This window comes from Alcaligenes sp. MMA (assembly GCF_020907215.1).
Lineage (GTDB): Bacteria > Pseudomonadota > Gammaproteobacteria > Burkholderiales > Burkholderiaceae_B > Alcaligenes > Alcaligenes aquatilis.
The window spans coordinates 1583546-1603703 of the sequence record NZ_JAJJPP010000001.1 but is presented as its reverse complement, the minus strand read 5'-3'; the positions used below and the strand labels follow the sequence as shown (position 1 = coordinate 1603703).

The window sequence follows — 20158 nt, the reverse complement described above, 5'->3', positions numbered from 1 at the left end:
GCGGGCTGACCTTCAAATGATAGACGAGCCAGGTTGTGGTGTTCGGGGTTTTTTGATTTTAGTAAAGCGTTGGACGACCGCCATGGGCGGTTTTTTTTATGGGTGTCGTATGAATAAAAAAACCATAGAAGCGATTAATGCGCACGCCTTGGCCGAGTATCCACGCGAAGCAGTGGGCTTTGTGGTGGCCAAGGGGCGCAAGGAAATGTATGTGCCAGGAGTGAATGTGGCCGCTGAGCCTGAAGACTACTTCGCCACCCGTCCGCAAGACTGGGTACAGGCCCAGGAGCAGGGTGAGTTGATTGCCTTTGTGCATTCGCATCCGAACATGCCCGCGGTGCCCAGTCAGGCTGATCGGGTGGCATGCGAGGCAATGGCCGAGCACGTCAAACCTCTGGAGTGGCTGATTGTGTCGGTGATGCCTGGCGATGATGGTCCCCAGATTGAGGGCATGGAGTCTTTTTGTCCCGAGGGTTATCAGGCTCCCTTGATCGGCCGTCAGTTCTATCACGGTGTGCTCGATTGCTACACCTTGGTACAGGATTTTTATCGCCGGGAAAGGGCAATCGCTCTGCCAGACTTTGAGCGTGAGGATGGCTGGTGGGAGGGTGGGGACGAGTTGTATTTGGATAACTTTGCAAAAGCGGGTTTTGTTGAGATCGAAGACGGCCCTAAAACTGGCGATGTGATCTTGATGCAGCTGCGTAGTGAGCGGGTCAACCATGCAGGGATTTATCTCGGGGCTGAGCCCTTGGCAGAAGCTTCTTATCTGCATCCGGTACCCGATGCCATGTTGCACCATGCCTACGGCTACTTGTCAGAGCGCGTGCCTTACGGCGGTTATTGGGCGCAGATTACCCGCAAGATTATTCGACATAAGGAGTTGTTGTGATGATGGCAGCATCAATGGATCAAGAACTGCGAACCATACGGCTGTATGGCAAGCTTGGCAGCCGTTTTGGACGGGTGCATCGTTTGGCCGTCAATTCCCTGGCCGAGGCCGTAAGGGCCTTGTGTGTGCTGTTGCCAGGATTTGAGCAGGAGTTGATGGGGGCGTGTGATCGAGGGATCGCTTATACCTGCTATTTGGGTCAAGATAACCTTGATGAGAAGCGATTTCACGCTCCTGCCGGAGATCAGGAAATTCGTATTGCGCCTGTTATTAAAGGAGCTAAGCGTGGCGGCCTCTTCCAAGTGGTGCTTGGCGCTGCATTGATTGGCCTAGCTTTTGTTGATTTTGGTTTTGCTGCAAGTACGGTTCTAGGCATGAAGTTGGCAGGGGCTGGTTTGTTGCTAGCAGGGATATTTCAAATGATTTCTCCTATGCAGCAAGGCCTGGGTACAGAAGACCGTCCAGAGAATAAGCCTTCCTACAACTTTAATGGACCAGTCAATACAACGGCGCAAGGTAACGCTATTCCACTTGGTTATGGACGAAAGATTGTCGGTAGCGCGGTCGTGTCTGCCGGGATTTACTCAGAGGATCAGATGTGATGCGATTTCCTGATTACAACATTGCGGCGCCCGAGGGCGCCGTTCCTGTCTCTGGTGGCTACAGTGTTAAAGGCCACAAGGGGGGCAAAGGTGGCGGTGGGTCCACGAGAACACCGGTTGAAGATGCCGATAACCTGCATAGTATCGCTTATGCCTCTGTTGTCGATTTGATCAGTGCGGGCCCAATTCATGGTTTTGTACATGAAGATAGTCCGTTGCGTTCCGTCTATCTGGATAACACGCCGATTCAAAATGAGGATGGCAGCTTGAATTTCCAGGATGTTCAAATGGAGTTTCGAGCTGGGACGCAAGACCAAAGCTATATACCTGGTTTTCCAGCCGCTGAGTCTGCTACGGCTGTGAATGTGGAGTTGCGTTCTGATCAGCCGTTTACACGCGCCATCCAGAATATTCATATTTCTGGTTTACGAGTGGGATTGTCGGTGCGTGGTCTCAAACAGCAATCCAAGAAAACAGGCGATATCACAGGGTATCGAGTTGAATATGTGATTGAGCTGTCTACAGACAATTCGGCTTTTGTTGAAGTGTTGCGGGCATCCTTTGATGGCAAGACTACTCAACAGTACTCGCGCAGCCATCGTATTGATTTACCCCGTGCAACGACAGGCTGGTCAGTCCGTGTGCGTAGGCTGACCTCTAATGCCAGTAACTCGACCATTAGCGATACGACTTATATAGACTCGATTACCGAGGTGACTGATGCCAAGCTTCGTCGCCCCATGTCAGCATGCATAGGTCTACGAGTTAATGCCAAGCAGTTTCAAAGTATTCCGTCTCGTGCATTTGATCTGTATCTGCGTGTTGTCCGTGTTCCTAGCAACTACGATGCCTGGACTCATACCTATAGTGGTAGCTGGGATGGTACGTTCAAAATGTCCTGGACGGACAATCCTGCCTGGGTTTTTTATGACCTGGCGACTAATGCATGCGACGGATTAGGGCGCTTGTTGCCAGCCTCCTGGTTGGATAAATGGGCCTTGTATCAGATTGCTCAGTATTGTGATGAGCAAGTTCCCGATGGTAAAGGAGGTACTGAACCACGCTTCTCTTGCAACGTGTATTTGCAGGATAAGGCTGAGGCTTGGAGAGTGTTGCAGGATCTGGCTTCTGTTTTTCGAGGCATTGCCTATTATGCTCAGGGAACTGTGTTGGCCGTGGCTGACATGCCGCGCGATTCCGTATACACCTACTCCAATGCCAATGTTGTGGATGGCATCTTTAATTATGCAGGGTCCAGTCTCGCAACCCGTTATACCGTTGCCCTTGTGTCCTGGAATGATGAAACGGACATGGGCAGAGCCAAGGTTGAAGTGCTTGAAGACCCTGACGGCATTGCACGTTACGGTGTTCGACAACTGGAGCTGACTGCTTTTGGGTGTACCTCCCAGGGGCAGGCACAGCGCATGGGGCGAAGTGCCTTGTTTACCTCTCGGATGGAAACTGAAACGGTTACTTTCGGCGTTGGTTTGTCGGGGACACTCGCACAGCCTGGGCAAATTATTGAGATTGCGGATGCTCATTTGGCTGGGCGTCGTATTGGTGGTTTGGTACGGTCTGCCACAAAATCGGAAGTCGTGCTGGATGCCACAGTGAAGGTTGCTGCTGGAGATCGTCTGACTGTTGTGTTGCCAGATGGTGTGTCGCAGTCACGTCCCATTGTGATTTCCTCGCAAGAGGCTACTGAAACCCAAACTGTCCAAGTTGACCCGCCCTTTAGTCTGGAGCCAGAACCAGAAGCGGCATGGGCTATTAGTGCAGCCGATCTGTCGACCCAGAAGTATCGGGTTATCAGTGTTGCCGAAGACGGTGATCTTAAGTACACCATCCATGCTGTCCAGTATGTGGATGGAAAACATGCCGCGATCGACTATGAAACTCGTGTGGAAACTGCACCGGTTAGCGTTGTTCCGCCGCCTGTTCAGAGCATTCCGGGCAATGTTTCAATCACTTCGTATCATGTTATTGATCAGGGTCAGGCCCGACATAATGCGGTGATTTCCTGGGACGCTGTTCCTAATGCTGTTGCCTATGAAGTGCAGTGGCGTCGGGATAATTCCGAGTGGGTTGTTGTACCGCGTACAGGTTCCACCAGTGTTGAAATCCCTGGTATCTATGCAGGTGCGTATCGTGCGCGTGTACGTGCAATTAACGTCCTGGATGTGTCCAGCCTGTGGGGCAATTCAGATCTGATAGAGCTGTCTGGCAAGCTGTCGGCGCCTTTGCCTGTAACAGATCTGAGGACTGGCTCCATTCCTTGGGGTATACAAGTTAAATGGAGTTTTCCTGCCGATCCGAACATCATTGAGCGCACCGAGATCAGGTATAGCTCGACACAAAGCTTTGTAGATTCGCTGAGCGCCGGTGGTTTTGCGTATCCGACAGACTCATTCGAGCAAACAGGTTTGGCGGTGACGGCGCAGCATTTCTTTTGGGCACGCCTGATCGACAAAAACGGTACTCAAGGACCGTGGTTCCCGGCAGAGTCAGAGCCTGGTATCCGGGGTGTGCCTTCTGTATTAGCCAGTGACTATAACGAGTTGATCACCCCGTCCATAGTTGAGGGCGGCCTGGGCGAGCTGCTGATGGGCGACATCCGCGATATCCCCAAAATCCGCGATTCCGTGGGAGATCTGACTCTTGAGCTCGGTGAACTGAATCAACGGGTTGATGAGGTCAATGGCCAAGTACAAGAGCTGCTTCTTGCTGATAAATGGGATTCGAAAAAAGCCTATGCAGCAGGTTCAGTTGTCTTTGCCAATGACAAGATGTACCGCGCTAAAAAGGCTGTACCGGCAGGCAAGAAGATAACGGATGCGGCGTATTGGGTGTTGATCGGAGACTTCGCCTCGATCACTGATGGTCTTGCTGCTCTGGCGGTCCAGTCGCAGGAGACGATCAGCCGGGTGGAGAGTGCAGAAGGCCGGATCCAGGTTAATGCTCAGCAGATCAATACGGTTGCAGGCCAGGTGGACGATCCGGCAACGGGCCTTGGTGCATTGGGTTCCTCCGTGCAATCCATGCGTACCCAGGTCGAGCAGTTGGAGGGCGGCCTGCGCTCCTTGTCTGACTCCACCACGGCGCTATCTAGCAAGGTCGATGGTCTGGATGCAGCGCAGCGTGGTTTGGCAACGGCCGTTAATTCTTTGGGTACACGTGTGACGGCGGCCGAGGGCAAGCTTGATGCACAAGCAAGCAGCATCACGCAGTTGACGACCAGCGTGAACAGCGCCGATGCCAAAGCCGTTGCGGCGCAAGATGCGGCAGCGGCTGCCGCCACTGCCGCTGGAGCGAAAGGGGAGGTGATCTTTGCAACAGCAGCTCCTCCGGCTGCCAAGCGCCTGGCGCAAAATCTGTGGATCGACACTAAAAACAATGCCAATACCCCCAAGCGCTGGAATGGCAGTGCCTGGGTGGCTGTAACGGATAAAGCAGCAACGGACGCGGCAGCCGTTGCAGTGGCTGCAAAAGCTGCAGCAGATGCGGCGCAAGCCACCGCGAATCAGAAAGCGGATGCCAGTGCGGTACAAGCCTTAAGCAATCGTGTCACGGCGACAGAGCAGGGTGTCAGTGCGCAGGCGCAGAGCATTACAAAGCTGGAGACTGGGCTTGATTCGTTGACAGCCCCCGCCGGCAACTTGCTGCTGGCGTCGAACGTTGAGCAAGTTCGCGCCACACCTATATATCTATTTGGACGTTACAACCTGACTGAGGACTTTGTTCCTGCCCAGGGCTATACCTTGGTGGTCTGCTATACACATAAGCCCGCAGAGGGTGATACGGAGTCGAGTATTGGTGTGTGGGCGGGGGGCAGTTCAAATCGGGTTGCTGAGCTGGAGCGCAATGTTGAACAGTCTGTTCAGGTTGTCAGGTTCACCAAGGCTGCTGCCAATGCATTGCCGCGCGAATTGCGGTTCTACTATGGGCCATCCCCGGGCAATCATGCCGGTCAGGCAACTATCCATTGGGCAGCTTTGTATCTTGGTGATGTTGTACCCGCCATGCAATGGCAGCCTAACCTAGCTGAGTTGCTAGAGGAAACTTCCGCCAATTCCTCGGCTATTCAAGGGCTGACTAGTACGGTCACACAGCAAGGCAGCTCCATCTCTTCTCAAGGGCGTGATCTGACGGCTTTGCAAAATGCCGTCAATGATCCCAAGACAGGTTTGGCAGCGACAGCGGGGGCCTTGAAAGAGACCAACTCTCGGGTGACTAGCGTAGAGGGTCAGCAAGAAGCCTTGGCTACCAGTCAGCTGGTGCTGAATGCAGAAATCAAACGCCAACAGGCGGGTGAGGATGCTGACCTGGAACGAGTGCTCAATCAGTTTGATACTCAGAAAGAGCAAACCCAGATTCGTGCGTCTCTGGCTGAGTTCAAGAATGTACAGGCTGACGATAATCGTGCGCTGGCTGAGTCTATTGCGACCTTGGAAACAGGTATTGGCAGTAATTCTGCGGCGGTTGAACAGGTTGCTCGTTCTTTGACGGAGCTGGATGGCAAGATTGCTTCCAGCTGGGGAGTGAAGCTGCAGGCTAATCAAAGTGGCGTGAAGTATGTCTCCGGTGTTGGTTTGGATTTGACCAATGAGTCCGGGGTGATGCAGTCCACGTTTGCGGTGCTCGCTGACCGGTTTGCGGTGATGCATGCGGCTACAGGTAATCCAACCACAGTTTTCTCGGTTCAGGGCGGAGCGAGCATTTTAAATTCCGCTTTGATTGGAAATGCAAGTATTACAGATGCAAAGATAGCTAATGGCGCTATTACAAGGGCAAAGATCGCAAATGCATCAGTGGGAAGTGCGCAGATAGCGGATGGGTCGATTACCAATGCAAAAATTGGTAATGCGCAAATCACTAATGCAAAAATTGGGTCTGCAGCAGTGGACACCTTAAAGATTTCCGGTAATTCGGTCACTACTGCTGTTTTTATAGACGGAGGTGCTCGGGATATAGGTATCTATACCGCTGTCCCGGCTCAGGTATTGCTACTATTTTTGGATACGAGAGTAGGAAGGTATGTCGGTCATTATCCATCGTCGGATACGATCTACCCGCTCTCGGTTGGAATTAATTGGACTAACGTATTGAGCTCTAGGCTGGTGTCGAGTTATGAGGGAGTCACAAACTCTTCAGGGTCAGGGGAAGGGAATCAGTTGAGTGATCCTATTTATAGTCAGAGGGGAGAGGTAAATATGGCCATTGCTTCTCTACCTGCTGGAAATTCAACAATAAATCATCCAGGAGGATTATTAGCATGTTTGATTTTGATGCGATAGAAGGACATTGTTCTATTACTTTTTATAAGGAAAATGGAAGGATAACAGGTAGCTTGTCAGGCCCTCCTGGAGTAATAAATGCCAATAAAGAATTAAGCTCTGAGTCTTGGATTGAGGGCAAGTATTCAGCAGAAACATATTATGTTTTTGAGGGTGCTGTAAGAGAAAGAGAAGACATGGAGGTTATTTTTGAGGGCGGTGTACTAAAGAATTTGCCAATTCCATGCGAAATTTCTATTAATAATAAGATTTATAGGATTGATGATGGTGTGGCGGAGTTGGTTTTCGATCAGCCAGGGATTTATAGTTTGAAAATTTCTGCATGGCCATTTTTGGATAAGGAATTTGAAATTGAAAATTAAACATACGGAGTCATATGCTAAATTGCGTAGAAATGAGTATATGAGAATTTCAGATCAGTTGGATGTGTTGTACAAATTAGCAAAAAGTATGAAGTTAAGTGGTTTTGAAATGCCAGTTGAGGTTAGTGAATGGATTGAAAATTGTGATTATGTAAAAAACAGATTTAAAAAAAATTAATTTTTTATGAGTGTTTAATTGAAATTAAGGGTGGAAATTAATATTTAATATTTGATATGAATTGGAGGTTTTATGAAAATAGTCTCTAATTTTTTTGAAAGGCTTCGATGAATCTGAATCACTCTACTGTAGAGATTTTTGAGTGTGAAATAGGCAATCGGCAAACTCCAGAGTTCAGGACAGGTATGGTTTGCAGCCTGATTGATGTTTTGGCGGCTGGTGTACATCAGTCACTTATTACTGAGACAACAGAGACTGCCATTCAAACTCCGAAAGAACAGCATCATGTCTTAAAGGAGGGCGGTAATGAGTTGGTATGACGTTGGAACGGTCAAAGTAATGCTGAACAGTGCGACTGTTACAGGAACTGGCACACAGTGGTTGTCAGGTGCTCGACAGGGTGAGGCATTCGTCGCTCCGGATGGTCGGCTATACGAGGTAGCGAATATCGCTTCGGATACTTCGCTGACCCTGGTCAAGCCTTATTTGGGTGCCACTGGTACGGCCCAGAAATATGCGCTTGCTCCGATGCAGGGGTATGTCAAAGAGCTGGCTGATCGGGCTGCAAGCTTGTTGCCTGTCCTGGCTGATCTGGGAACCGCAGCCAAAGCAACTCTGACAGACTCTAACCAGGACTCGACTGCAGGGCGAGTCGCACGCATTGGTGACTGGGGGTTTGGCGTTGGCAGCTCACTCGCGGCTGATCCCAATATTCTTAACAATACGGTTAACGGTTTTTATCGATCTGGCTCTGGCAGCACGGAGGCCCCTGACAACAATACCGGTGCTGGCTACATTAAATTTGGCTGGAGCAGAGCTTACTATAGCTTGCTATACGCCTCTCCAATAAGTGACAAGCTTTGGATACGAAACGTCCAGAATCGGGTGGCCAAGCCATGGCAGGAGCTCCTGACACACCGAAATACGATGGTGGATAGCAATGGTTTCATAAAAAAAGCGTCGCCTGTCATCCAGCTTGGTAATACAGGTATTCAGAAGAACTTGCATTCCGAGGTTGCCACGGTAGAGTTTGAGCGTCTTGGAACAGGGCACTACATCTTGCGTCAGGTACCACTATTGAGTCGTGACGGTTGGTACATCGAAACCCCTAAAGATAGAAACGGCAATGTGTATTTCACTCTGGACTACGAAGAGTGCGAACAGGACCAAATGCTGACGATTCGTACCTAGGAGCCTGATTACAGTACAGGACCAGCGATCAATGGCAAAGCCATTGATATTCTTCCCGACCGTTTTGTAAGTTTGCGCTTTGCTGAGGCGCCATCTCTGGTTTTACAGGATTTTGATCCGGCCGCTTAAATAGCGGCTTTTTTTTATGGAGGACGAATGATGAGCAACCAGCATCCTAGCGTGTCGTTTTTAGTATGCACCCAAATAGCGGCTGAGAGGCATCATGATCAACAAGGAGTGCGAAATGGCTTGGTATGACCTTGGCACAGTAAAAGTTACGGCAAATAGCAGCGTTGTGACAGGTACCGGAACCAAGTGGCTTGTCGGCGCCCGGCAGGGTGAGGCCTTTGTCGCGCCTGATGGCCGATTGTATGAGGTGTTGAACATTGCCTCTGATACCTCCCTGACGCTGACGAAACCCTATCGTGGTGCGACGGCTACGGGCCAGCCTTATGCTTTGGCCCCCATGCAAGGGTATGTCAAGGAGCTGGCAGATCGCGCAGCAGAATTACTGCCTGCACTTTCGGACATAGGGACAGCCGCTAAGGGGACTTTGACGACATCGACGATAGACCCTATTGCAGGGCGCGTGATGCGAAATGCTGATTGGGGATTTGGGGGAGCGAATGGCGTAGCTGCAGATCAGAATATCTTGAATAACACGGTCAATGGTATTTATCGATCGGGTTCTTCGGATGAAGGCAAGCCGGACGGCCACACTGCCGGGTCTTACTTCAAGATGGGTTGGGGCTCAACGTATTATGGCTTGCTGTATAACTCACCAATCACTGATAAATGGCACGTCCGCACAGTCAATAATGGAGCGGCAAATAGCTGGAAAGAGTTGATGACGGCGGGAGCATACGGCCTTGGGTCTACGGGTGCTGGTGACGCGGCAAGTGGTGACGCCTTTCCAGGTGGAAGTCTAGATACAGCGAGCGTCGGGTCTGGCCTGTACTATGTTCCACCGGCAGAAGCTCAGGCAAGTGGTCTGCCAGACCGCGTGCTAAAGCAAGGTGTTGTTATGCACCGTCAGTCAGGTTCTGGTGGTGGGCAGATTTTCGTGTCGTTCAACGGAGATATGGTTGTCCGAGGTCGCCGCTCCAACGGCTATAACGGCTGGCGAGAAGTGCTGACTGCTGGGTTGTATGGATTCGGCGGTGCCCAAGCCGTTCCTGAGTCTTGGGATGCGCAAAGAACTGGCTGGTACTACAAATCCGGCGCTAAGCCGGCCTGGGGTGGTGGGGCGTTTTTCCTAGATCTGGCCTACAACACAACCTACGTTAATTCCGGCTTGCGGATTTCGACTGATCCATACACCGATAATTTCTATATGAACGGTGCGGTGTCTGGACAGAAAACGTATCGGGACGCCTGCAAACTTGTTCATGACAAAAACATTGTAGGTGATGTGACTGTTGGGTCTGTCATAAGTCAGGGGTCTAACGTTTCTGGTCAATGGGTTAGATTCGCTGATGGCACTCAGATTTGCTACGGCAATCAAAATTTTCCCGGCAATGGATGGAATGCCAAGCCTTGGCATTATCCCTTGGCATTCATATCCAGACCTGCCGTTACTGTCAGTGGTGGAGGCGACAATGGCGGATTTGCGGCAGCGCCAATTTTGGAGATCCAAAATACAGGAGTGATCTTCAGAAAAGTGACCGGTTCAGTTGAGAACGATAACTGGGCCGACTTTTTTGTAATCGCTATTGGAAGATGGAAAGCATGACTTTTAAGGCTATGACAGTAGTGCCTAGTTCTAATAATTCCCGCACATGCGGGTTTTTTTTAGTGCTGATTGTTTGTAGCCAGGTGGCAAGCATACGATACATAGGAGGATAGCAATGGCTTGGTATACCGCCGGAACCGTCAAGGTCGCCGCAAACAATGCCACAGTGATCGGAACTGGGACAAAGTGGCTCTCTGGAGCGCGTCGGGGTGAGGCATTTGTGGCACCTGATGGGCAACTTTATGAAGTAAAGAACATTGCGTCAGACACGTCGTTGACGCTGACGCAGGTTTATCGAGGTGCGTCTGCTAGTGGTCAAGCCTATGCTCTGGCCCCCATGCAGGGCTACGTCAAAGAGTTGGCAGATCGGGTCGCTTCGCTGCTTTTGCTTTCCCAAACTGAATGGGAGTGGGATTCGGTTTTAAAAAAGACGGATCTGCAAGCCGCACCTAACGATCCGACAACCTGGAAAATCCTGACCAATGGTCGAGCATTTGGCTTGGGCAGTTTTGGGGCTGCAAACTCTTATGACCAGTGGCCCTCCGAGTCGCTTGACGATATGAATGTCCCGGCAGGGATGTATTACGTGAGCACTGCAATCACAAACAGGCCGACAACGGCACCTGGTGTTGTATGGCATCGCCAGACGGGTACGGTGGGTGCCCAGATTTATATGTCCTCAGATGGTGGTTTGGTTCACCGAGGACGCCGATCCGGAGCATATCGAGCCTGGTTGACCACTTTGAATGTAGGCGAGTTTGGATTGGGCGGTGCTACTACTACGCCATCCAATGGCAGGGACAGTTCCAATCCATTCGGCTGGTACTACCAAACGCGGGCAGTAACCTGGGGCGGTGGTTCGTTCTTCCTTGATATGCCCTATGGCAGCAATATGAATGCGGGGCTGCGCCTTTCTACTGATCCTTATAGCGATAATTTTTATTTGAATGGTGGGGTCTCGGGCAAGAGGCAGTACCGCCCAGCCTGCAAGCTGGTTCATGACAAGAATATTGTGGGTGACGTCGCAAAGGGCTCCGTTGTGCAGTCGGGGTCAAACTCGAATGGCAATTGGATACGGCTTGCTAACGGCACTCAAATTTGTCGAGGGCAAGTCACTTTTAGCGGTAATAGCTGGAAGCCCACCAGTCCGGTGATCGCTTACCCCATGGCATTTAATGCACCCCCTACGACGGTGATCCAGCCCTTGTCTGATGGCTCTGGATACTATGCCGTTCCTCAAATGGGGATGGGGTCTGGGTCGGGGAGTTTCTTTATTCGCGACACCCGCGGCATTGTGGATACCGGCACGAGTGCCGCCGTTGATTATGTAGCAATTGGAGTATGGAAATAATGAACATCATCATCAAACTATGCCCACAGGTCCCTGTGGGTACGGCCCAAAAGCTTAATCTTGAGCGTTTGGGCACCATCCTGAAAATTAATGAGCAAGAGCTTGACTTGTCTTTTCTGTCTCCTGGCGACGTCCTGCCAGCCGGCGCAATCGAGCATCCCTTGTTGAAGCAGGCCACGGTTACGCGTCATGCTGACAGCATCGAGATTGATGGTCTGCTTTTTCATATCGCAGCGGATCAAACAGCTCCGGCAGCGTGTTTTCCTGAACCGGTCGTGATTAGTGAGGATGGTCTGGTTGTATTACCCGAACAGTGCCCACCGCCAGTACCTGCTCCAGAACTGCCGCCTGAAACTGATTTTGAGACACATCCTGAGTCTGACATGAAGGAGGAAATCGATGCAGATCAACATTGATAGCCGCAAGGTCGTGACTGCAGCGGCTCAGCTGCAGATCTATAAGGAAAATAAGATGACAGCTTTATCGGCAGCTTGCCGGGCAGCTATCAAGGAGGGATTTGAGTCCACGGTCCTGGGGGAGTTGCACCGATATCCTAGCAATGAAACTGATCAACTGAACCTGGCGAGTAGCCTGGCTGATTCTTTGCTGCCTGGCCTTGCTGCTGATTGGTCCACACCGTTTTGGTGCGCGAACCAGGCCGACGATTGGGCTATGCGTATGCATACGGCGGAGCAGATTCAGCAGTTGGGGCGAGAGGCCAAGGCACGTATTGTGAGCCTGATGCAGCGCAATGCGCTGCTGGCCGAGCAAGTTCAGCAAGCAAGCAGTAAAGCCGAAGTGGATCAGTTTGAGTGGTCTGTGTAGTCCGCATCGCAGTTTCGTGAATGTTGTTGCCTCGGCCCGCTTGAGCGGGTTTTTTTATGTCTGCTGCATCCATAAAAAGGATGCAGCAGACAGGGCAAGTTTGATTAAGGAGAAGGGCCTGTGCTGAATAACGACGCCGCTCACCTACCCATAAGCACCGGTTCGGCCCTGCTTATTTATGGTTGGACCATGCAGGATTTTGTGCTGACTTTATGGGCGGCTTATGTGGTGATTTTGATCGTGACCAAGCTGCCCGAGTTCATTCGGGCGGCTGCGCGGATTGTGGGTGGGGTGCGGCAGGCCTGGCGCCAGCTCAAGGAGTGGAAGCATGGATCTGAAGACTAAGTGGGGGGCGGGGGTGATCTCGGCGGCGATTGCTTTGGTTGCCGCTTGGGAAGGGCGCTCTTTGATCGCCTATGTGGACCCGGTGGGCATCCCGACCATTTGCGACGGCTACACGCAAGGGGTCAAGCTGGGGGATGTGGCCAGCCCGGCACATTGTGACGCTTTGACCGAGCAGGAGGTGCGTCGTGCTTTGGCTGTGGTGGATCGCTCTGTGAGCTATCCCTTGCCCGACGAAGTCCGTGTGGCACTGAGCAGCTTTGTCTACAACGTGGGGGCCGGGGCGTTTGCCAATTCCACTTTGCTGCGCAAGCTACGGGTTCAGGATATAGCCGGAGCATGTCGGGAGCTAGACCGTTGGGTTTATGCCGGTGGCCGCAAACTGCGGGGGCTGGAGCGGCGGCGTCAGGCAGAGAGGCTGCTATGTCTATCAAGTCTGCTTTAGCAGGGACTGCTGTTCTGGCAGCCCTTTTTTTATGGGTGGCGCTGTATGGCCAGGGGCAGTATCGCAAGGGCTATGAGCTGGCTCGCGCAGAGACCAGGGCGGCGCAGTTGCAGGCCGAAGTCCGTGCGCGCCTGATGGAACAACGATTACAAAAGGAGGTGGAGGATGTTCGAGTTACGTATCAAACACAGTTGGATGCGGCCCAGCGTGCTGCTGTGGCTGCTCGCGCCGATCTTGACGGCTTGCGCGGCAAGCTCGCCGCCGCCAATGATCGTGTCGCCGCTCAGGCTGCCCGAGCCGGACAAACGCTGGATGCAAACGCCCGAATTGCCAGCGAGCTGCGCCACGTGGTCGGCCTGTGCGCAGAACGATATACAGAAATGGCAAGCGTTGCTGACGGATACAGGAGCGCTTTAGGTGGTTTGCAGGGGTATGTATTTAATGTGCGGTAATGCTGGCTGTGTTTGATAGTTATCGGTTTGAGCGAAAGTATTGCCAAGCGATTGCTCCAGCACCTATTCCGATCAGGGATCCGATAAATGCTGCCTTAAGTCGACTTAACAATGCGTCCTCGTTAAGCATGTCGAGTGTGGGCACTCTTTGCATAGGGTCATATCTAAACCAAGGCCACCAGTAGTAAATCAATATAGCCAAAAAAATGAGGGCAATGACGCCAAAAACGCGTCCGTCCCAGAGGAGCGTATCTCTCAGTCCATTGACGATCAGTGTGGTAAAGAAGAGCCAGAGAAAGGCATAAAAGCCTACATTTAGCATGAGTGCCCAAGGGCTAAGCATTATATTTTGTCCTATGTCAAAATAAATGAATATAGCGCTTTTCGTTCAAAGGTGCAGCCGTTTGCGGGAGGGGGCTTAAAGAGTGTTCGATTGCGTTTGGCTTAAGCTTTCAACTGTTCACGTTTGTAGAAAAGGTTAAGTTCTCGCGTTGACTGCAGCCTAATTTTAGGCAAGGTGCTCGCTTCAAAAATGCTCAAATACTTGTGGCGATTAGGCGGTGTGACGATGGCGATGTGGCGGATCATTTGCCATTTCACGCTGTCTTTACTGCCCTCCAGAGCACCACGACGATCTCGCTCGAACAGGGTGCGCCGAAAGTAGCGCAGCAGGCTGGTCGCAGTGGAAACCTCTAGCACGATAAAGCCTGTCGCGCGCTCCAGGCGTGGGGCCAGGTGACGAGTGTAGTTACCTGCCATCACCCATTGTTCTTGCGCAATAGCCGCCTGATGCAGCGCAACAAAATCTGCTTCGGGGCGGGGTATCCAATTGGTATGGGGTAGGTGGTAAAGCTGATCCAGGCGCACGGCCGGGATGGCCAGTTTGCGTTCGATAGCGTCAGCCAAGGTGGATTTGCCACTATTGGACGGACCAAGAATGCAGATACGGGGGCCGAGGCTTTCAAGAGGGGGCATGGTGCAGTGCAGGTGTGAGGCAGGTCAGTGGCGGTGAGCTAAGTTAAGGTGAAGTGAGTCTATCATCACAGCCCTATCTCGTCGCGCTTGGTAAGCAGGCAAGCCCAACACCGCTATTGTGATCAGGACGCTGATGATAGCTCCTGTTATGGTTGGGTTTCAAACGGTGAACAATACGATTTATTGGGCCCACTTAGGTCAAAATGTGCTTGGCCGTTGCACTGACTTTGTTCTCAAGCGTGCTGTCGTTTCCTTCCCATGCTCAGTACACGGGTCCGTCGGAGAGTAGTCAGACGACGCAAGCGGAAGCCTTGAAACATCCTGTGGATGATCAGGACGTGCGGGAGCAAGGCCATCTGCTACCTCAAACGGCCCACCACAAGTTTCTGTTGTCTGGTGGTCGCGGGCAGATCGTGGCGGATTTTCTGAAAACCGTGGACGGATAACCGCTGCTTGATACCCCGTTTTTTTGCTGCCTGATTATCCTCATAGGCGCTAATCCAATGTGACGCTACACTGGCCGGGTCGCGGCGCAGGTCGCTTTTTTTCTTCGTGTCCAGAATGGCTAAGATCCTCCCTATCTTGATGTTGGTCGTCTCCAATGTGTTCATGACTATTGCCTGGTATGGGCACCTGAAGTATCCCAATAGCCCATTGCTGAAAGTTGTACTGATCAGTTGGGGTATTGCCTTGGTGGAATATTGCCTGGCAGTGCCGGCTAATCGTTTGGGGCATACCGTTTACAGTGCGGCCCAGTTAAAGACCATGCAGGAAGTGATTACCTTGCTGGTGTTTGTGGTGTTCTCGGTGCTATATCTAAAAGAGAGTTTTACGCTTAATCACCTGGTCGGTTTCACGCTGATTGGTGCCGGGGCATTTTTTATATTTTATGGGCCGCTGAAATAAGGAATACCTTATTGCCGGTACAAAAAAGGCCCCCTCGCTACGCCTTTGGCTTGCTGCCCCCCGGGGGGATTTTTGTCTTGGGGCGGCCCGGCGACAAAAAAAAGCCTCGCATATTGCAAGGCTTGAAGCCGGATAAATAGGGAGGTGGAAAATGTTATCCGGTATTCCCATATTACGGATGAGTAAGCTTGTTGACTAGGTTCAATGCATAGCAGTGCGTAACTGTTTGTGGCTCCCTGGCTGCGATTTCTTATCCTGTTGTGGCAATTTGAAATAGGGTTTTTTTCTAAGCCTAATAAAAAAACAGCCTGAAATAAATGACCCCCAAGATGGCTTAAACCAGCCTTGGGGGTATTGAATTCGGCCATTCGTGAAGACAGCACTCAGATAGGGTAGCTGCCTGACTTATTTGCCGATTTGTTCAGATTCCACCACCATGTCCAGCACGTCGGCCTTGGAAGAGGCATCAGCAGGGACGTTCTTCAGTTCGTAGCGGTTGATACGCAGCACGTTACGAACACCTGGTGTGTGGGTGTAGCCCTCGATGTCACCGTAGTAGTACATCCATTCGCCCAGGTGGGTTTTGACACCAGAGTCGTTGTACTGGATTTCACGTACTTTCAGGCACTGGTAGTTGGGCATGAGAGGATGCGAGCAGGCTTCGCGCTGCGCCGCTACTTCCAGAAACACCCGGGTAGGCTCACTGCCATAACGGGTCGTGGCAGTAGGCTCCCCTTTCAGGCGCCATTGGGTGCCGTCCTTGAAGCTCAGAGTCAGGACAGGGGCTGGGTTGTTCGGCGCAGAGTCGGCCTTGCTCATGCTCCATGTCGTTGCCGTAGGCAGCAGCTTGCCCACGGCTTGCTCATTGCGCATCAGTTCGGGGTCCGCGCACATTTTCATGGTGCTGACCGGCGAAGTAAAGCTAATGCTGGAGCCCTTCAAGGTGTAGCCGCTGCCCAGAACATTACACAGATTGTCGACCGACATCATCTTGTCGGTGAAATTCAGGGTGACTTGTTCACCGCCTGCGCCAGCAATAGCGGGGGCTGGCTGGCCGTCTTTGCCTGCAGTGGCAAATAGACGCCAGTGATAAGCTTGCAAAGCGGTTTCTTTGTCCATATGGCGCTCGGAGTTAGCGGGGCTGGATGAGTTGTTTGGAGCCGCACAGGCGGCCAGACCCATTAGTGCGATTGACGCAATCGTTAACTTGAAGGTGCTTTTCATGGGTGGTTTCCTTGTTGAGTCCTTGGCTTGCCTTGTGTGGCGCCCTTGAGGAAAACAAACGCGCTCCGGTGACGTCGTTGCACGGAACAGTTGCCAGTTGGAGTTAGTTTGTTGTTAAAGCCTGTACTTGATTATCCAGGCTTTTGCGCAAAGAGTCTGGCAAGGATAGTAAACGTGCCAGCTCATCAAGATAGGCTCGTTCCATATAACTTTGCTCGTCAATGGCAAGTACGCTGGTCAAATAAATCTCGGCCGCCATCTCGGGTGTTTGAGCCAGTTGGGCAACGGCTTGCGGGTCAACAGGCTTGAGCAGCTCCTGGGACAACCAGTGGCGTGCCTGTTCGGGGGCGGCCATTTTATCGATTTCTGCATCGATCAGTTCGCGCTCGGCATCGCCGATGTGACCGTCTGCCTTGGAAGCAGAGACCAAAGCGGCCAGGATGACCATGGCGTGTGTATCGGCTTGACTGCTGGCGGCCAAAGGCAGTGGGGCGGGAGGAACGGCTTGCACTGGAGAAGGGGCAGCTTGTTGGCCCGCATTTTGTTCTTGCCAGTTCTGGTACACCTTGACGGCCAGGGCGCCCAGGGCAGCGGCTCCACCATAGGCGGCCATAGAGCCCCCCATTTTGCGGAATTTCTTGTTGCCTAGTAGTACGCCCAGAACACCGCCTACAACGGCCCCACCGCCAAAACCACCCGCCTGTTCACTGATCTTTTTACCCAGGCCGGAGGTATTTAACTGGCCTTGGCCTTGTTTCAGGGCGCTTTGGCCGCTTTGCAGAATTTGTTGCAACATTTGCTGAAGTGACATGGATTCGCTCTATCAGGTAAGGGGTAAACAGTAGCTTCGTTATAAACTACTTTATTGGGCGCGCCCGCGTACAATTGTAAGCAGACCTGCCGGGGAAAGTCGCCTAAGAAGGCGGGTATGGCATGGGCAATTGGGTGTCTTGTGTCCCGATCAATCCATATAGGCGCGCTTGCGCTGATATCAAGGGGGGAAGGGCTTAACTGGCTCTGTATATTATGAAATTGACTCGAACTGCTTTCGCTTTGTCCGTAGTGTTGGCCACCTTGGCCGCTCCGGCCCAATCACAAGTCAAAATCGGCGTGATCGCCTCGGCAACCGGGCCGACAGCGGTGGTTGGTTTGCCGCAGCGCAATACAGTGCCCCTCTTGCCAACTAAAGTTGGAGATTTGACCGTTGAGTACATCTCCATGGATGACGCCAGTGATCCGAACCAGACCGTCACCTTGTTCAAGAAAATGATTTCCGAGGACAAGATCGATGCCCTGATCGGGCCTACTGGCTCGCCCAACGCAATGGGCCTGATTCAGTTTGCGGCTGATTCGGGCACGCCGGTGTTGGCACCGGTGGGGGCGGCATCGGTTGTGTTGCCGATGACTGAGCAAAAGAAATGGGTGTTCAAAACCACCCAGAACGACGACATTATTGCTCAGGCCCTGGTCAAGCATATGGTTGACAATGGCGTCAAGACTGCGGGTTTTATCGGGTTCAACGATGCCTATGGCGAGAGCTGGTTGAACGTGTTCAAAAACTTGGCGGACGCAAACAATATCAAGATTGTGGCTACGGAACGGTATGTACGTTCGGACACCTCGGTAACGGGTCAGGCCTTGAAGGTTTACGCCGCTAAACCGGATGTGGTTCTGGTGGCCGGCACGGGCGCGGCTGCCGTGTTGCCGCAAGTGACTTTGGTCAAGCAAGGCTACAAAGGGCAGATTTATCAAACGCACGGTGCCGCTTTGCCTGCGTTCCTGAGCCTGGGCGGCGAGCAGGTGGAGGGCACGATTCTGGCCGCCAGCCTGATGCTGGTGTTGCCTGAAATTGAAGACAGCAATCCTGCCAAGCCCATTGCTCAAGATTATATCCAGCGCTACTCCGAGCGTTATGGTCAGGCCCCTGCTACCTTTGGTGCCAACGTCTATGACGCCGGCCTATTGCTGGAAAAGGCGATTCCTGAAGCAGCCAGCAAGGCCAAACCGGGTACGCCTGAGTTTCGTTCTGCCTTGCGTGATGCACTGGAGCAAACTCGTGACTTGGTGGCAACCCAAGGTGTCTACACCATGTCGCCTGAGGACCATAGCGGCTTTGACGAGCGTGGTCGTGAACTGATCACTGTGCGTAACGGCCAATGGCGCTTGCTCAAACCGTAAACAGGTTCGAAGGCAGGTATGAAAAACGCGGCTTCACGCCGCGTTTTTTGTGTTTCCTGATAGATGGAAGGAAAGTCAGGCTGCTGTTCAAGCAGCCTGGCTGGGTAGGCTGAGCAAAATGTGAGGCTCTTCAACTTCAAGCTCAGTTTTCAGGTACTTGGCACCAAAACGGCTGAGCGCCACGGTCAGTTTGGCGGGAATGCCATCCAGAAGAATGTAGTAGTCTTCTTGGCCCTGCTCAATTTGCTGGACAACATCGGGTTGAGAGCGTTGCCAGCCCGCTCCTCCAAGATGGGTAATTCGTTCGTAAGGGTCCCGACGCATATCTTTCGTGACGTATGCAACCTCGATCATTTGCCACCTCATGAAGTTCTTGTTGGGACCTTCATCATTGGGCATAAGCAGGCTGGTAGCCATTAGGGATTTTACGAACCTTGAGGTTTATACCTTCAAAGCCTTGATCAGATAGGGGTCCAGGTCCGGCTGGCGCAGCAACCAGTTCTTGTAATCCTGTGGCACATCGGCAATAGCCATGCCCTTGTGTTTGCCAAAATGCAAAACGGTGGGAATGCGGGCGTGCTCGGAGAGCTGCCACAACTGTTCCCAGGTGTTGATGTTTTGCTTGAGCCCCAACAAATACTGCAGCAGCGACAGGCAATTGCGTACGTCGGCCAGTGCGCTGTGTGCGTTGCGCAGGCGTTCGCGAGCATTGGCGCGATCAATGTGATAAATCAGAGCAGATTGGCTGTAGCTATCCAGGCCTGGAATCAAGTGGCGCGATAAGGCCAAGGTACAGATACGCTTGATATTGGGGGAACCGGCTACCCCCCAGTCATAGTCCACATTGTGGCCGATGATGTATTGGGTGTCGGCAGGCAGCTTGAATTCGGTGTGCGGGGGGCAGTCCTGCAGCTCCTCGTCATAGATGTGATGCGTGGCCAAGGCGCCTAGCGTATTGGCTTGATCAGGCCGGTAGCGTTGCTCAAATTCTTCATTGACCAGCAAAAATACCGGGTCGCTCAAACGCAACCAAGCGGCCTCGATGACTTGAGGCTGGGCAGTGCCGGTGGTTTCAGTATCAAACAGCAGGGCAGACATACAGGAATCGCTAACAGACAAAGCCGTCATGGTAGTGCATGTGTCTGGCTTTGCCTATACGGGCTTGAGGCGAAACCCTTCAGGAGTTCCCCAGCGATTGGTGCGTAGTAG

General features: G+C 52.2%; 21 protein-coding genes. 16 read left to right on the top strand and 5 right to left on the bottom strand.

The window, feature by feature from the left end; all coding sequences use genetic code 11:
- The first annotated feature begins 109 nt into the window (after positions 1-109).
- From LNA76_RS07310 to LNA76_RS07250, 13 genes are all read left to right on the top strand, one after another.
- Positions 110-892, top strand: coding sequence for a C40 family peptidase (locus LNA76_RS07310; protein ID WP_230018631.1), 783 nt, complete (start codon positions 110-112; stop codon positions 890-892).
- 14 nt (positions 893-906) lie between these two features.
- Positions 907-1494 carry a tail assembly protein gene (locus tag LNA76_RS07305; RefSeq protein ID WP_230018816.1) on the top strand — a complete coding sequence of 196 codons (588 nt, stop codon included), beginning with the start codon at positions 907-909 and terminating at the stop codon, positions 1492-1494.
- Positions 1494-6788, top strand: coding sequence for a phage tail protein (locus LNA76_RS07300; protein ID WP_230018630.1), 5295 nt, complete (start codon positions 1494-1496; stop codon positions 6786-6788). The genes LNA76_RS07305 and LNA76_RS07300 overlap by 1 nt, the downstream gene beginning before the upstream one ends.
- On the top strand, positions 6767-7150 hold the full coding sequence (locus tag LNA76_RS07295; RefSeq protein ID WP_230018629.1) for a hypothetical protein: 384 nt from the start codon (positions 6767-6769) through the stop codon (positions 7148-7150). Before LNA76_RS07300 ends, LNA76_RS07295 begins: the two co-directional genes overlap by 22 nt.
- A gap of 285 nt (positions 7151-7435) precedes the next feature.
- Positions 7436-7648, top strand: coding sequence for a hypothetical protein (locus LNA76_RS07290; RefSeq protein WP_230018628.1), 213 nt, complete (start codon positions 7436-7438; stop codon positions 7646-7648).
- Positions 7635-8519, top strand: coding sequence for a phage tail fiber protein (locus LNA76_RS07285; protein ID WP_230018627.1), 885 nt, complete (start codon positions 7635-7637; stop codon positions 8517-8519). Before LNA76_RS07290 ends, LNA76_RS07285 begins: the two co-directional genes overlap by 14 nt.
- A gap of 223 nt (positions 8520-8742) precedes the next feature.
- Entirely contained in the window at positions 8743-10251 is a 1509-nt protein-coding gene (locus LNA76_RS07280; protein WP_230018626.1) for a hypothetical protein, read from the top strand.
- Positions 10252-10366: 115 nt separating this feature from the next.
- A complete protein-coding gene (locus tag LNA76_RS07275; RefSeq protein ID WP_230018625.1) occupies positions 10367-11602 on the top strand; it encodes a phage tail protein in 1236 nt (411 codons plus the stop codon).
- On the top strand, positions 11602-12018 hold the full coding sequence (locus tag LNA76_RS07270) for a hypothetical protein (RefSeq protein WP_230018624.1): 417 nt from the start codon (positions 11602-11604) through the stop codon (positions 12016-12018). Before LNA76_RS07275 ends, LNA76_RS07270 begins: the two co-directional genes overlap by 1 nt.
- A 55-nt stretch (positions 12019-12073) precedes the next feature.
- Positions 12074-12427: a DUF4376 domain-containing protein gene (locus tag LNA76_RS07265; protein ID WP_230018623.1), complete on the top strand. Its 354-nt coding sequence runs from the start codon at positions 12074-12076 to the stop codon at positions 12425-12427.
- Between the two features lie 120 nt (positions 12428-12547).
- A complete protein-coding gene (locus LNA76_RS07260; protein WP_123048969.1) occupies positions 12548-12772 on the top strand; it encodes a twin-arginine translocase TatA/TatE family subunit in 225 nt (74 codons plus the stop codon).
- On the top strand, positions 12756-13214 hold the full coding sequence (locus LNA76_RS07255) for a lysozyme (RefSeq protein ID WP_230018622.1): 459 nt from the start codon (positions 12756-12758) through the stop codon (positions 13212-13214). Before LNA76_RS07260 ends, LNA76_RS07255 begins: the two co-directional genes overlap by 17 nt.
- Complete coding sequence (locus LNA76_RS07250; RefSeq protein ID WP_230018620.1) at positions 13193-13666, top strand: DUF2514 family protein; 474 nt, start codon at positions 13193-13195, stop codon at positions 13664-13666. The genes LNA76_RS07255 and LNA76_RS07250 overlap by 22 nt, the downstream gene beginning before the upstream one ends.
- 444 nt (positions 13667-14110) lie before the next feature.
- Here the strand turns inward: LNA76_RS07250 and LNA76_RS07245 are convergent, their stop codons facing one another.
- The gene (locus LNA76_RS07245) at positions 14111-14641 is read right to left on the bottom strand and encodes an AAA family ATPase (RefSeq protein WP_230018618.1); all 531 of its coding nucleotides are present in this window, start codon (positions 14639-14641) and stop codon (positions 14111-14113) included.
- A 209-nt stretch (positions 14642-14850) separates the two neighbouring features.
- Between LNA76_RS07245 and LNA76_RS07240 the strand changes: the two genes are divergently transcribed.
- Positions 14851-15087, top strand: coding sequence for a hypothetical protein (locus tag LNA76_RS07240; RefSeq protein ID WP_230018616.1), 237 nt, complete (start codon positions 14851-14853; stop codon positions 15085-15087).
- 115 nt (positions 15088-15202) lie between these two features.
- Positions 15203-15547 (top strand): DMT family protein, encoded by a 345-nt coding sequence (locus tag LNA76_RS07235; protein WP_094196341.1) that lies wholly within the window; start codon positions 15203-15205, stop codon positions 15545-15547.
- 405 nt (positions 15548-15952) lie between these two features.
- Here the strand turns inward: LNA76_RS07235 and LNA76_RS07230 are convergent, their stop codons facing one another.
- Together LNA76_RS07230 and LNA76_RS07225 are read right to left on the bottom strand one after the other, a co-directional pair.
- Positions 15953-16771 carry an META and DUF4377 domain-containing protein gene (locus LNA76_RS07230; RefSeq protein WP_094196342.1) on the bottom strand — a complete coding sequence of 273 codons (819 nt, stop codon included), beginning with the start codon at positions 16769-16771 and terminating at the stop codon, positions 15953-15955.
- A gap of 103 nt (positions 16772-16874) precedes the next feature.
- Positions 16875-17582 carry a tellurite resistance TerB family protein gene (locus tag LNA76_RS07225; RefSeq protein WP_108727287.1) on the bottom strand — a complete coding sequence of 236 codons (708 nt, stop codon included), beginning with the start codon at positions 17580-17582 and terminating at the stop codon, positions 16875-16877.
- A 215-nt stretch (positions 17583-17797) separates the two neighbouring features.
- Between LNA76_RS07225 and LNA76_RS07220 the strand changes: the two genes are divergently transcribed.
- On the top strand, positions 17798-18949 hold the full coding sequence (locus LNA76_RS07220) for an ABC transporter substrate-binding protein (RefSeq protein WP_230018615.1): 1152 nt from the start codon (positions 17798-17800) through the stop codon (positions 18947-18949).
- A gap of 87 nt (positions 18950-19036) precedes the next feature.
- On the opposite strand, the gene LNA76_RS07215 is transcribed toward LNA76_RS07220, so the two are convergent.
- On the bottom strand, positions 19037-19303 hold the full coding sequence (locus LNA76_RS07215) for a DUF3892 domain-containing protein (protein WP_230018614.1): 267 nt from the start codon (positions 19301-19303) through the stop codon (positions 19037-19039).
- An 87-nt stretch (positions 19304-19390) separates the two neighbouring features.
- Complete coding sequence (locus LNA76_RS07210) at positions 19391-20047, bottom strand: 3'-5' exonuclease (RefSeq protein WP_094198314.1); 657 nt, start codon at positions 20045-20047, stop codon at positions 19391-19393.
- Between the last annotated feature and the right edge of the window lie 111 nt (positions 20048-20158).

What these genes read in the sequence shown, in the direction of transcription:
- LNA76_RS07250 (WP_230018620.1), top strand. Translation starts at nt 13,193, where the DNA reads ATGTCTATCAAGTCTGCTTTAGCAGGGACTGCTGTTCTGGCAGCCCTT.
- LNA76_RS07280 (WP_230018626.1), top strand. Translation starts at nt 8,743, where the DNA reads ATGATCAACAAGGAGTGCGAAATGGCTTGGTATGACCTTGGCACAGTA.
- LNA76_RS07230 (WP_094196342.1), bottom strand. Translation starts at nt 16,771, where the DNA reads ATGAAAAGCACCTTCAAGTTAACGATTGCGTCAATCGCACTAATGGGT.
- LNA76_RS07310 (WP_230018631.1), top strand. Translation starts at nt 110, where the DNA reads ATGAATAAAAAAACCATAGAAGCGATTAATGCGCACGCCTTGGCCGAG.
- LNA76_RS07235 (WP_094196341.1), top strand. Translation starts at nt 15,203, where the DNA reads ATGGCTAAGATCCTCCCTATCTTGATGTTGGTCGTCTCCAATGTGTTC.
- LNA76_RS07225 (WP_108727287.1), bottom strand. Translation starts at nt 17,582, where the DNA reads ATGTCACTTCAGCAAATGTTGCAACAAATTCTGCAAAGCGGCCAAAGC.
- LNA76_RS07270 (WP_230018624.1), top strand. Translation starts at nt 11,602, where the DNA reads ATGAACATCATCATCAAACTATGCCCACAGGTCCCTGTGGGTACGGCC.
- LNA76_RS07265 (WP_230018623.1), top strand. Translation starts at nt 12,074, where the DNA reads ATGACAGCTTTATCGGCAGCTTGCCGGGCAGCTATCAAGGAGGGATTT.
- LNA76_RS07305 (WP_230018816.1), top strand. Translation starts at nt 907, where the DNA reads ATGGATCAAGAACTGCGAACCATACGGCTGTATGGCAAGCTTGGCAGC.
- LNA76_RS07290 (WP_230018628.1), top strand. Translation starts at nt 7,436, where the DNA reads ATGAATCTGAATCACTCTACTGTAGAGATTTTTGAGTGTGAAATAGGC.
- LNA76_RS07220 (WP_230018615.1), top strand. Translation starts at nt 17,798, where the DNA reads ATGAAATTGACTCGAACTGCTTTCGCTTTGTCCGTAGTGTTGGCCACC.
- LNA76_RS07300 (WP_230018630.1), top strand. Translation starts at nt 1,494, where the DNA reads ATGCGATTTCCTGATTACAACATTGCGGCGCCCGAGGGCGCCGTTCCT.
- LNA76_RS07295 (WP_230018629.1), top strand. Translation starts at nt 6,767, where the DNA reads ATGTTTGATTTTGATGCGATAGAAGGACATTGTTCTATTACTTTTTAT.
- LNA76_RS07210 (WP_094198314.1), bottom strand. Translation starts at nt 20,047, where the DNA reads ATGTCTGCCCTGCTGTTTGATACTGAAACCACCGGCACTGCCCAGCCT.
- LNA76_RS07245 (WP_230018618.1), bottom strand. Translation starts at nt 14,641, where the DNA reads ATGCCCCCTCTTGAAAGCCTCGGCCCCCGTATCTGCATTCTTGGTCCG.
- LNA76_RS07255 (WP_230018622.1), top strand. Translation starts at nt 12,756, where the DNA reads ATGGATCTGAAGACTAAGTGGGGGGCGGGGGTGATCTCGGCGGCGATT.
- LNA76_RS07285 (WP_230018627.1), top strand. Translation starts at nt 7,635, where the DNA reads ATGAGTTGGTATGACGTTGGAACGGTCAAAGTAATGCTGAACAGTGCG.
- LNA76_RS07275 (WP_230018625.1), top strand. Translation starts at nt 10,367, where the DNA reads ATGGCTTGGTATACCGCCGGAACCGTCAAGGTCGCCGCAAACAATGCC.
- LNA76_RS07215 (WP_230018614.1), bottom strand. Translation starts at nt 19,303, where the DNA reads ATGATCGAGGTTGCATACGTCACGAAAGATATGCGTCGGGACCCTTAC.